11 protein-coding genes and 1 tRNA gene are annotated in these 11,594 nt (G+C 70.9%); 10 read left to right on the plus strand and 2 right to left on the minus strand.

Features of this window, described 5'->3' with window-relative positions:
- From ABD823_RS33290 to ABD823_RS33305, 4 genes are all read left to right on the plus strand, one after another.
- Nucleotides 1-1,429, plus strand: a 1,429-nt coding sequence (locus tag ABD823_RS33290) for a S8 family serine peptidase (RefSeq protein ID WP_344866731.1), incomplete at its 5' end; no start/stop codon positions are given.
- Between the two features lie 200 nt (nt 1,430-1,629).
- Nucleotides 1,630-2,049: a DUF2784 domain-containing protein gene (locus tag ABD823_RS33295; protein ID WP_344866733.1), complete on the plus strand. Its 420-nt coding sequence runs from the start codon at nt 1,630-1,632 to the stop codon at nt 2,047-2,049.
- 78 nt (nt 2,050-2,127) lie between these two features.
- Entirely contained in the window at nt 2,128-3,546 is a 1,419-nt protein-coding gene (gene pyk / locus ABD823_RS33300) for a pyruvate kinase (RefSeq protein WP_344866735.1), read from the plus strand.
- A 186-nt stretch (nt 3,547-3,732) separates the two neighbouring features.
- A complete protein-coding gene (locus ABD823_RS33305) occupies nt 3,733-4,038 on the plus strand; it encodes a DUF6401 family natural product biosynthesis protein (protein ID WP_344866737.1) in 306 nt (101 codons plus the stop codon).
- A gap of 25 nt (nt 4,039-4,063) precedes the next feature.
- Here ABD823_RS33305 and ABD823_RS33310 read toward each other — a convergent pair whose 3' ends face one another.
- Nucleotides 4,064-4,903: a mechanosensitive ion channel family protein gene (locus ABD823_RS33310; protein WP_344866747.1), complete on the minus strand. Its 840-nt coding sequence runs from the start codon at nt 4,901-4,903 to the stop codon at nt 4,064-4,066.
- Between the two features lie 332 nt (nt 4,904-5,235).
- Nucleotides 5,236-5,308 (minus strand) — tRNA-Leu (locus ABD823_RS33315).
- 132 nt (nt 5,309-5,440) lie between these two features.
- Here ABD823_RS33315 and ABD823_RS33320 point away from each other — a divergent pair.
- From ABD823_RS33320 to ABD823_RS33345, 6 genes are all read left to right on the plus strand, one after another.
- Nucleotides 5,441-6,052: an ANTAR domain-containing response regulator gene (locus ABD823_RS33320; RefSeq protein WP_344866749.1), complete on the plus strand. Its 612-nt coding sequence runs from the start codon at nt 5,441-5,443 to the stop codon at nt 6,050-6,052.
- Between the two features lie 356 nt (nt 6,053-6,408).
- On the plus strand, nt 6,409-7,575 hold the full coding sequence (locus ABD823_RS33325; protein ID WP_344866739.1) for a branched-chain amino acid ABC transporter substrate-binding protein: 1,167 nt from the start codon (nt 6,409-6,411) through the stop codon (nt 7,573-7,575).
- A gap of 160 nt (nt 7,576-7,735) precedes the next feature.
- Entirely contained in the window at nt 7,736-8,704 is a 969-nt protein-coding gene (locus ABD823_RS33330) for a branched-chain amino acid ABC transporter permease (RefSeq protein WP_344866741.1), read from the plus strand.
- A complete protein-coding gene (locus ABD823_RS33335; RefSeq protein WP_344866743.1) occupies nt 8,701-9,849 on the plus strand; it encodes a branched-chain amino acid ABC transporter permease in 1,149 nt (382 codons plus the stop codon). The genes ABD823_RS33330 and ABD823_RS33335 overlap by 4 nt, the downstream gene beginning before the upstream one ends.
- Nucleotides 9,846-10,658, plus strand: coding sequence for an ABC transporter ATP-binding protein (locus tag ABD823_RS33340; protein WP_425566700.1), 813 nt, complete (start codon nt 9,846-9,848; stop codon nt 10,656-10,658). The genes ABD823_RS33335 and ABD823_RS33340 overlap by 4 nt, the downstream gene beginning before the upstream one ends.
- Nucleotides 10,648-11,496, plus strand: a complete 849-nt coding sequence (locus ABD823_RS33345; protein ID WP_344866745.1) for an ABC transporter ATP-binding protein — start codon at nt 10,648-10,650, stop codon at nt 11,494-11,496. Before ABD823_RS33340 ends, ABD823_RS33345 begins: the two co-directional genes overlap by 11 nt.
- The last annotated feature ends 98 nt before the right edge of the window (nt 11,497-11,594 follow it).

Here is an 11,594-nt window from a genome sequence, read left to right on the forward strand (position 1 = left end):
GGCCGCGTCCGCCGGCACCGGGGCGTCCGGATCCGGCGACGGCGCCGCTCCGGGCCGGTGGCCCGGCACGCGGTGGCCCGGCACGCGGTGGCCCGGCACGGGGGCCGGGGCGTCCTTCCCCGACGGCCGCGCCTTCTCCGAGCGGGCCGAGCCGCTCGCCGCCCGCCAGTGGGACATGCAGATGATCGGCGCCACCGCCCGCGGCTCCCACGCCACCGCACCCGGCGACCGGAGGGTCCTGGTCGGCGTCATCGACACCGGTGTGGACGGCGGGCACCCCGACATCGCGCCCAACTTCGACCGCGCGCGCAGCCGCAACTTCGTCACCGACCGGCCCACCGACTCCACCGGCGCCCCCCTCGACGGGCCCTGCGAGTTCGCCGGCTGCAAGGACCCCGCCGACTGGGACGACGACGGCCACGGCACCCACGTGGCCGGCACCATCGCCTCCCCGGTCAACGGCCTCGGCGTCGCCGGGGTCGCCCCGGAGGTGACCCTGGTCAACCTCCGCGCCGGGCAGGACTCGGGCCTGTTCTTCCTCAAGCCCAGCCTCGACGCGCTCACCTACGCCGCCGACACCGGCATCGACGTGGTCAACATGAGCTACTACGTGGACCCGTGGCTGTTCAACTGCGCCGCCAACCCCGCCGACTCCCCGGCCGAGCGGATCGAGCAGCGCGGCATCGTCACCGGCATGCAGCGCGCCCTCGACTACGCCCGCGAGCGCGGCGTCACGCTCGTCGGGGCCATCGGCAACGGCGCCACCGACCTCGGCCGCCCGAAGACCGACACGGCGAGCCCCGACCACCCCCCGGAGGCCGCGCGGACGCGCAGGATCGACAACTCCTGCCTCACCGTGCCCGCCGAGTCCGAGGGCGTCGTGTCGGTCTCCTCCGTCGGCCCCGGCGGGGACAAGGCCTACTACTCCGACTACGGGATCGAGCAGACGGACCTGGCGGCCCCCGGGGGCGACGAGTACGCCGCGGGGGAGTACGACCCGGCCGCGATGGTCCTGGCCGCCGTGCCGGAGCACGTGCTGCGCGAGCGGGGCGTGCTCGCCGCGGACGGCGGACCCACCGAGCCCGAGGTGGTGCGCGACTGCCGCAACGGCACCTGCGCCTACTACCAGTACCTCGCCGGCACCTCCATGGCGGCCCCGCACGCCACCGGCGTCGCCGCGATCCTGATCAGCCGCTTCGGCACGCCGGACGGCTCCGGGCGGGGCGGCCTCACCATGCCCCCCGCCGAGGTCGAGCGCCTGCTGTACGCCAGCGCCGTCAAGCGGGCCTGCCCCTCGCCCCGCGCGCACGTCTACCGCCACGGGGGGCGCAAGGAGACGCACACCTGCGAGGGAGGGAAGTCCCGCAACGGCTTCTACGGCCGCGGCGTCGTCGACGCCGCCCGGGCCGCCACCGTCCCGCGCGGCTGACCCGCCCGGCCCCTCCCGGGACCCGGCCGGCCCGTACCCCCGGCCCCTCGCAGGCGGGTCCCCGGACCTTCCCCTGACGCCCGCGGGGCGTTCCCGGCGGATTCCGGAGGACCCGCGGGGGCGTCCCCGGAGAGACCCCCGCGACGGGGGCCGGTGAGAACACGGATGCCGCCGGGGCCGGGCCCGGCTTATCGTGGAGCATGGCGTATCGCCTCATCGGGGAAGCCGCCATGGTGGTGCACTTCCTCTTCCTCGTCTTCATGGCGGTCGGCGGCTTCCTCGCCTGGCGCTGGCCCCGCCTGATCGCGGCGCACCTCGCGGCGGCGGCCTGGGGTGTCGTCTCCGTCGCCACCGGGGTCGAGTGCCCCCTGACCGTCGCCGAGGACTGGGGCCGGCGCACCGCGGGGGAGCGCGGGCTCCCGCCGGAGGGGTTCATCGACCACTACATCGAGGGCGTGATCTACCCGGAGGAGCACACGACCGTCGCCCGCCTGGCCGTCGCGCTCCTCGTGGCGGTCTCCTGGATCGGATACGTCCGGCTCATCCGGCGACGGAAGGCGCGAACGGTGCGATCCTCGGACGGAGGGGTCGATTCGCCACCTCGGGTGACCCCGGGATAGCGTCATGTCACCGATTTTTTCTCTGACGCTATGAGCACCGTCACATCCGAGTGGTCTGTACCAATTAGGCTAGGACCCGTGACTCGTCGCGCGAAAATCGTCTGCACTCTCGGCCCAGCCACCTCCTCTCCCGAACGCCTCCGCGAGCTCATCGCCGCAGGCATGGACGTGGCCCGCTTCAACCTCAGCCACGGCAGCCACGAGCTGCACAAGGAGGTCTACGACAGGGTGAGGGAGGCCGCCGCCGAACTCGGCCGCGGCGTGGGCGTGCTCGCGGACCTGCAGGGACCCAAGATCCGTGTCGGCAAGTTCGAGGAGGGCCCGGTCCGCCTCGGCTTCGGTGACGTCTTCACCATCACCACCGAAGAGGTCCCCGGCGACCGCGAGCAGGTCTCCACCACCTACACGGGCCTGCCGAAGGACGTCCGCCCCGGTGACACCATCCTCGTCGACGACGGCCGCCTCCACCTGGAGGTGACCGGGGTCGACGGCCCCCGCGTCGTCACCCGCGTCGTCGTCGGCGGCATGATCTCCGACAACAAGGGCCTCAACCTGCCCGGCGTCAAGGTCAGCGCCCCCGCCCTCACCGACAAGGACGAGGCCGACCTCCGCTGGGCGCTGCGCACCGGGTTCGACATGATCGCGCTCTCGTTCGTGCGCCGCCCCGCCGACGCCCACGTGGTGCGCAACATCATGGAGCAGGAGGCCGTCCGGGTCCCCCTCCTCGCGAAGATCGAGAAGCCGGAGGCCGTCGCCTGCCTCCCGGAGATCGTCGACGCCTTCGACGGCATCATGGTCGCCCGCGGCGACCTCGGCGTCGAGCTGCCGCTGGAGGAGGTGCCGATCGTCCAGCAGCGCGCCATCGAGCTCTGCCGGGAGAAGGCCCACCCGGTCATCGTCGCCACCCAGATGCTCGACTCGATGATGAACGCCCCGCGCCCGACCCGGGCCGAGGCCTCCGACGTCGCCTACGCCGTCATGGACGGCGCCGACGCCGTCATGCTCTCCGGTGAGACCTCCGTCGGCAACTACCCGATCCAGTCGGTCGAGACGATGAGCCGCATCGCCACCGCCGCCGAGCGGTCCGTGCTGGAGGCGACCCACCGCCTGACCCGCCTGCCGGAGACCACCGGCGGCGCCATCGCCCGGGCCGCCGCCGAGGTCGGCGCCATCGTCGGGGCCAAGGCCCTGGTGGCCTTCACGATGTCCGGTGAGACCGCCCGGCGCCTGGCCCGCTACCGCTCGCCGATCCCGCTGCTGGCCTTCACCTCCGCCCCGCAGGTCCGCAACCAGCTCGCGCTCGTGTGGGGCGTGGAGACCTTCGAGGTCCCCTTCGTCCACCACACCGACGACATGGTCCGCCAGGTCGAGGCGGCCCTCCTCACCCAGGCCCGGCTGGAGAAGGGCGACAAGGTCGTCATCGTCTCCGGCTCCCCGCCCGGTCACGCCGGCACCACCAACTCCCTGCGGGTCCACACCATAGGGGCCGCCGTCTGAGGACCGTACGGCCCGCATGAGGCGGGGGAGGGGCGGCCCGTCCCCGCCCGGCGGAGCCGTACCGGTGCGGAACCGGTGCAGGGCTCACCGCAAGGGGCGAAACCGGTCATTCATGGCACAAAGCTCTCCTGGGAGCGGTCTATCGTGACTGCCGTACCCGGCAGCACCGACCCCCAGGGAACGACCGTGTCCGAAGACTCGTGGCCCGCCCGGATCCGCGCGCAGTTCGCCCAGCGGGTGCTGGACCTGCGCGCCCTGCATCCCGGCGTCGGCGCCGCCCTCGACCAGCACGCGGCCGAGGTCAGGCAGGCCATCGCCTCCCTCGGGCAGCCGGTCGGCCGGGACTCCCTCGTCGGCTACCTCATCGGTTTCTGGGACGGCGCCCACGAGGCGGGCTGGCGGGTCCCGGCCCCCTGCGAGCAGCCCCTGGACTTCGCGGCGCTGCGGCTCAGCGCGGTGTGCCTGATGCTCGACCCGGAACCCGCGGCCTGAAGCCCCTGGGCGCCCGGCGCGGCGGTCACCCCCGCGGCGGCGGCGCCTCCCCGGGCCGGGAGTGCGGTCCCGGCGCGGAGTGCAGCACCCCCTCGCCGGACGGGTGCGGCGCGCCGCCCGAGGCCGGCGGGTGGGCGGGCCCGCGCGCCTCCGCCGACGACATCGCGTCCGTGCGGCCGCGGTCGTAGGCGGCCGCCTGGCCGCGCAGGGCGTCCGTCTCGCGCTCCGCGCGGTCCAGCCATCCCTCCCAGCGCCGCTGCATCGGCCGGACCAGGCCGCCGCCGACGCCGACCACGAGGATGCCGGCGACGGTCGCCAGGACGGCCACCAGCACCGGTGTGGTCACCGTGGTCGCCACTCCGATCTGGTTCAGCGCGGCGATCACGCCCAGGGCGAGGATGAACACCGCGGCGATGTTCGCCAGCAGGCGCCCGTAGGACAGGCCGCCCAGGGCGCCCGAGACGATGTCCTTCACCGCGTTGGCGATGGCCGCGGCGATCACCACGATCACGATGGCCACGGCGGCCTTCGGCAGCCACGCCACCACGCCGCCGAGCAGGGTGCTGACCGGGTTGGGGCCGAAGACCGAGAAGGCGGCCTGTAGCGTGATCAGCAGGACCCCGTAGTAGACGAGCTTGGCGATCAGGTCGGAGGCGTCGTAGCGGCTGCGTTCCAGCGCGCGGCCGATCCCGCCGCGCTCGACCCACCGGTCGAAGCCGATCCGCTCCAGGACGGCGTCGACCCCCTTGTGCAGGAGCTTGGCGATGACCCAGCCGGCCAGCAGGATCACCAGGAACGCGACGAACTTGGGCACGAAGGCGACGAGCGACGCCCAGGCGTCGGACACGCCCCGCCCGAAATCGATGGGAGCGGCCATTGGGGGCCTCCTGCGGTGACGTACGGCGGACCCATCGGGGCGATGAGCCCTTCTCGAACAGGAGGGAATACCCCTATAAATCCATTTTTATGGATGAAAAATATTAAAGACGACATATAGGACACCATTGGTACGGTGTCCCCCGGGTGCGGCATGCCCCGGGTGGTCCGGCGGCCGGGGTCGGAGCGCCGGCACGCCCGGAGGGCCTCGGAGGCGTCCGGAGGGGCCGGGGACGGAGGCGGCGGTCCGGCGGAGGCGCGGGGTGCGGCGGGCCGGAGACGCGGAAGCCACCCGGCGCGGGCCGGGTGGCTTCGACGAGGTGCCCCGAGTGGGATTCGAACCCACACTAGGTGGTGTTTGAGACCACTTCCTCTGCCATTGGGATATCGGGGCATATCCGCCGGTTTGTCTGGATCCTAACCGATGGCGGCGATCTTAGCCGATGGGGAGATCGATCGCAGGTGCCGACGTGGTTCCAATCTAGCGGACCTCTGTACGCTCTTGCTCGTGAGTACGCAGCGGCGAGTGGTGATCGCGGAAGACGAGGCTCTGATCCGCCTCGATCTCAGGGAGATGCTGGAAGAGGACGGATACGCCGTCGTCGGGGAGGCCGGAGACGGGGAGACCGCGGTCAAGCTGGCCGCGGAGCTCAAGCCCGACCTGGTCATCCTGGACGTGAAGATGCCCGTCCTGGACGGGATCTCGGCCGCCGAGCGGATCGTGTCGCAGCGGATCGCGCCGTGCCTGATCCTGACGGCGTTCTCGCAGCGGGATCTGGTGGAGCGCGCCCGCGACGCCGGGGCGATGGCCTACCTGGTCAAGCCGTTCACGAAGTCGGACCTGGTCCCGGCGATCGAGATGGCGGTGAGCCGGCACGAGGAGATCACGGCCCTGGAGCGGGAGGTCGGGACGCTCTCGGAGCGGCTGGAGACGCGCAAGCTGGTGGAGCGGGCCAAGGGCCTGCTCATGGCGGAGCACGGCTGGACCGAGCCGCAGGCGTTCCGGTGGATCCAGAAGGCGTCGATGGACCGGCGGCTGAGCATGCGCCAGGTGGCGCAGATCGTCGTCGGCGAGTCCTCCGGCTCCTCCCGGGAGCCCCAGACCGGCCCGGAGGGCGCGGGGGCGCAGGAGTCCTGACAGCGGCCTGTCAGGGCCGCGCGCCCCTGCGGCGCCCCGAGCGGTCCGCACGAGAGCCCGCACGGCCCCCCCGAGGGGGCGGCCGTGCGGGCTCTCGCATGTCCACAAGGTGGGACGGAAAAGATCGCAGGTCGGCGGTGAGCGCCGCCTTTCCGCTGGTAGATGATTAGGATCGGTGTCGTAACGAACAGGTAACGGTGGGCCTTCGTGTACCGACCTGTGACATCCGCTGGTTGTACTAACCGACACGACCCCCTGCCCGCCCCGTAGCGGTGGGCATCTGTGAACCCCGTTCTGACGAAGGACTGGGTGGAAGGAAGGCAATCTTGCGGTCTAAGACTGCTCGCCTCGGTGGAGTGCTCGCTGCCGGTCTGGCGCTCTCTCTTACTCTCGCCGCCTGTGGTGGGGGTGACACGGGGACTTCGTCCGGCGGAGGTGACACGGGTGCGGCTCCGAGCACGGTGAAGATCGGCTTCATGGGCGACCTGACCGGCGCCGACTCCGGCATCGTCATCCCGCCGCGGAACGGTGCGAAGCTCGCCATCGACGAGTACAACAAGACCAACCCGAAGGTCAAGATCGAGCTGGTCGAGTACGACAGCCAGGCCGACCCGTCCAAGGCCGTCGCCCTGGCCCAGCAGGCCATCAAGACCGACAAGATCGTGGGTCTGGTCGGTCCGGCGTTCTCCGGCGAGTCGGCTCAGGTCGGCCCGGTGCTGGAGGAGGGCAAGATCCCGAGCGTCTCCGCGTCCGCGACGAACGTGAAGCTCGCGGAGAACGGCTGGAAGTACTGGCACCGCGTGCTGCCGAACGACGGCGTGCAGGGCCCGGGCATCGCCGACTTCATCGTCGACGGTGCGGGGGCGAAGAACGTGTTCGTCATCGACGACAAGTCCGAGTACGGCAAGCCGCTCGCCGACGCCGTCCGCGCCCAGCTGAAGACCAAGGGCGCCACGGTGACCGACGACTCGCTGGACCCCGACGAGAGCGACTTCTCCTCGGTCGTGAACAAGGTCGCCGCGGCCAAGCCGGACGCGATCTTCTTCGGCGGCTACTACTCGGCAGCCGGCAACCTGCTCAAGCAGCTGCGGGACAAGGGCGTGCAGGCCAAGTTCCTGTCCGGTGACGGCTCGCTGGACAAGGGTCTGATCGAGGGCGCCGGCGCCGGCAACGCCGAGGGCGCGCTCATCGGCTGCCCCTGCTACCTCGCCACCCCGGACGTCACGGACGCCAAGGTGAAGGCCTTCGCCGACGCCTACAAGGCCGCCTACAGCGCCGACCCGGCGATCTACGCCTCCGAGGGCTACGACGCCGCCACCGTCTTCATCGAGGCGATCAAGGCCGGCAAGACCACGGCCGAGGACATCAACCAGTTCATCTCGACGGTGAACTTCGCCGGCGTCTCCAAGCAGGTGAAGTTCCAGCCCAACGGTGAGGTCGAGGCCAAGGACATCTACATCTACCAGGTCAAGGGCGGCGTGATCACGCTGCTCGGCAAGGCCGCGGAGGCGAAGCTGGGCTGAGTCCGGAGCTCCGAGGAGAGTTTGGGTAGTTGAGCGCGGGGAGCGGAGACCGCGGTGCGGTCCCGCTCCCCGCGCACTTCCGGACCGGTCCACGAGACGGGGCCGGGAGCGGTGGCTACCGGACAGTGCAGGCGATCCCCGCTAGAAGTGGTAATCCCCAGTGTTCAATGACTTCATCAATCAGTTCTGGCCGTCGACGGTCGACGGCCTGGCCTTCGGGTCGATCTACGCCCTGATCGCGCTCGGCTACACGATGGTGTACGGCGTGCTCCGGCTGATCAACTTCGCGCACTCGGAAGTGTTCATGATCGGCACCTTCGGCGCGATGTTCGTGCCGTTCGTGCTGGGCATCAACTCGGCGCTCACCGGCCTGGCGCTGGTGGGCGTGATCATCCTGATGATCCTGGCCGGCATGCTGGCCTCGGCGGGCACGGCGGTGGCGCTGGAGCGCATCGCCTACCGGCCGCTGCGGCGGAGGGGCGCCTCCCGGCTCGCCGCCCTCATCTCCGCGATCGGCGCCTCGATCTTCCTCCAGGAGCTGTTCGCGCTCGTCATCATCCCCCAGGTCTTCGACCGCCCCCAGCAGGGCCGCATCCAGATGGGCATGCCCCGCCTGATGGAGCGCACGGAGCTGTTCTCCATCGCGGGCCACCCCGTCCGGGTGGACCAGGTGCTGGTCATCGTGGCGGCGGTCGGCATGATGATCGTGCTGGACCGGCTGGTGAACCGCACCAAGATCGGTCGCGGCATCCGCGCCACCGCCCAGAACCCCGAGGCGGCGGTCCTGATGGGCGTCAACATCGACTCCATCGTGCGGATGACCTTCCTCATCGGCGGCGCCATGGCCGGCGTGGCCGGCGCGCTCTACCTGATCGCGTACGAGAACACGAGCTACATCATCGGTTTCCTCTTCGGCATCAAGGCGTTCACCGCGGCGGTCCTGGGCGGCATCGGCAACCTGCGGGGCGCCCTCGTCGGCGGAATCACCCTCGGGCTGGTGGAGAACTACGGGGCGATCTTCTTCGGCTCCGACTGGAAGCACGTGATCTCCTTCACCATCCTGGTCCTGGTCCTGATGTTCCGCCCCACCGGCATCCTCGGTGAATCACTTCAGCAGGCGCGCGCATGAACGAGAAGCAGACTTCCTTGGCAGGGTTCCGCGACCGGCTCAGCCATGCCGGCGACGTGATGCACGACCGCTGGCAGCAGGCGCCGGGCTGGCAGCGCTGGCTCGTCTACATCCTCCTGATCGTGGGGGCGCTCCTGCTGCCGTCGGAGACGATCGGCAGCTTCATGTCGCCGGACACCGACTGGGCGACGATCCTGTTCTTCCCGATCGGCACCTACGTGCTGCTGGCCATCGGCCTGAACGTGGTGGTGGGCCAGGCCGGCCTGCTGGACCTGGGCTTCGTCGCCTTCTACGCGGTCGGCGGCTACACGATGGCGCTGATCGGCACCAGGCTGGGCTGGAACTTCTGGCTCATCATGGTGGTCGGCATCCTGATCTGCGCGCTGTCGGGCATCACGCTGGGCGCCCCGACGCTGCGGCTGCGCGGTGACTACCTGGCGATCGTCACCCTGGGCTTCGGTGAGATCATCCGCATCACCGCGCGGAACACCGACGCGATCGGCGGCCCGAACGGCCTGCGGGGCATCCCGCACCCGCCGAGCATCGAGGGCATCTTCATCGGCGACGTCGAGATCTTCAAGTACGGCGTGCTCGACCCGCGGCCCTACTACTACCTGCTGGTGGCGCTGGCCGTCATCGTGATCATCCTGGTGAAGCGCTGGGAGAAGAGCCGGGTGGGACGCGCCTGGGCGGCGATCCGCGAGGACGAGGACGCGGCCGAGGTCATGGGTGTGCCGACCTTCCGCTTCAAGATCCTCGCCTTCGCCATCGGCGCCGCGATCGGCGGCGCGATGGGCGTGCTGTGGGCCGCCAAGTCCATCTCGATCAACCCCAACGACTTCCAGTTCCTGCTCTCGGCGACGATCCTGGCCGCCGTGGTCATGGGCGGCTCCGGCAACCTGCCGGGCGTCATGCTGGGCGCGTTCCTCGTGGCGTGGCTGCCCGAGCGCTTCCGCGGCCTGCAGGAGTACCGCATGCTGATCTTCGGCGCGGTGCTCGTGGCGCTGATGATCTTCCGCCCGGAGGGCCTGCTGCCGTCGCGGCAGCGCAAGGCGGAGCTGAAAGAGGGATCAGGCGGAATGGGCACGCTCGGCGCCGAGGTGTCCGGACCGGAGTCGCACAATGAGGAGGTGGCTTCCAAGTGAGCACCGGAGCGAGTGCGGCGGAGCGGGAACGCGGCGGCCGCGCGATGCTGGAGCTGAAGGACCTCGTCATGCGGTTCGGCGGCGTCACGGCGCTGAACGACGTGAACCTCACGGTCAACGAGGGTGAGATCTTCGCGCTCATCGGCCCGAACGGCGCGGGCAAGACCACGGTGTTCAACGTGGTGACCGGCGTCTACCGGCCGACCGAGGGCGAGGTCCGGTTCCTGGGCGAGAAGATCAGCGGCATCAAGCGCTTCAAGATCACCCGGAAGGGCGTCGCCCGGACGTTCCAGAACATCCGGCTCTTCCACAACATGACCGCGGTCGAGAACATCATGGTGGGCGCGGACGCCCACCACCGGTCCGGCATGGTCAGCGTGGCGCTCGGCCTGCCCTGGCACCGCCAGGCGGAGCGGGACGGCCGCAGGCTGGCGGAGGAGCTGCTGGAGTTCGTGGGCATCCCGCACCGGGCGCACGACCTGGCCAAGAACCTCCCCTACGGAGACCAGCGCCGGCTGGAGATCGCCCGCGCGCTGGCGACCGACCCGAAGCTGCTGCTGCTGGACGAGCCGGCGGCGGGCATGAACCCGGCGGAGAAGGTGGCGCTGCAGCAGCTCATCCGCCAGATCCGGGACGCCGGGCGGACGATTCTGATCATCGAGCACGACATGAGCCTCATCATGGGCATCAGCGACCGGATCGCGGTGCTGGACTTCGGCCAGAAGATCGCGGACGGCCTGCCGGACGAGGTGCGGAACGACCCCAGGGTCGTCGAGGCGTATTTGGGGGCACCCGCAGATGCTTCTTGAGATCAAGGACATCCACGTCCACTACGGCAAGATCGCGGCCCTCAAGGGCATCTCGGTCGAGGTGAACCAGGGCGAGATCGTCACGCTCATCGGGGCGAACGGCGCGGGCAAGACCACGACCCTGAAGACGATCTCCGGGCTGCGCGGCCTGACGTCGGGACAGATCATCTTCGACGGCCAGGACATCAGCAGGATGCCCGGTCACAAGCGGGTGATCGCGGGCCTGGGGCAGGCGCCCGAGGGGCGCGGCATCTTCCCCGGCATGACGGTCCACGACAACCTGCTGATGGGCGCCTACACCCGCTCGGGTGACTTCAGCGCCGAGCTGGCCGAGGCATACGAGCTGTTCCCGCGGCTGGCCGAGCGCCGCGACCAGGCGGCCGGCACCATGTCCGGCGGTGAGCAGCAGATGCTCGCCATCGGCCGGGCGCTGATGGCCAAGCCGAAGGTCCTGCTGCTGGACGAGCCGTCCATGGGCCTGGCGCCGCTGCTGGTGCAGCAGATCTTCGAGATCATCGAGGAGATCAACCGGCGCGGCACCACGGTGCTGCTGGTGGAGCAGAACGCCCAGCAGGCGCTGAAGCTGGCCCACCGGGCCTACGTCCTGGAGACCGGGCGCGTCGTCAAGAGCGCTCCGGCCGCCGACCTGCTCGACGACCCCGACGTGCAGGCCGCCTACCTCGGCGGCGGTCTGGGCCACGACGGGCCGCACGAGGCGGAGGAGAGCGCGCCGGAGAGGTCCGGGACGCCGGAGGGCGGAGCCGGGTCCGGCGCGCCCGAGGGCGCCGACGGTCCTGAGGGCGCCGACGGTCCTGAGGGCTCCGAGGGCAAGGCGTAGGGCGCTGCCGCACGGCCGCGGGGCGGGTCCGTTCCGGCGGGCCCGCCCACCGCGCGGCGGCGTGCGGCCGCCCCCGGCCGCGCGCCCCGGCGCCGCCC

The organism is Planomonospora alba (assembly GCF_039534085.1).
Classification (GTDB): Bacteria; Actinomycetota; Actinomycetes; order Streptosporangiales; family Streptosporangiaceae; genus Planomonospora_B; species Planomonospora_B alba.

What these genes read in the sequence shown, in the direction of transcription:
- ABD823_RS33335 (WP_344866743.1), top strand. Translation starts at nt 8,701, where the DNA reads ATGAACGAGAAGCAGACTTCCTTGGCAGGGTTCCGCGACCGGCTCAGC.
- ABD823_RS33345 (WP_344866745.1), top strand. Translation starts at nt 10,648, where the DNA reads ATGCTTCTTGAGATCAAGGACATCCACGTCCACTACGGCAAGATCGCG.
- ABD823_RS33295 (WP_344866733.1), top strand. Translation starts at nt 1,630, where the DNA reads ATGGCGTATCGCCTCATCGGGGAAGCCGCCATGGTGGTGCACTTCCTC.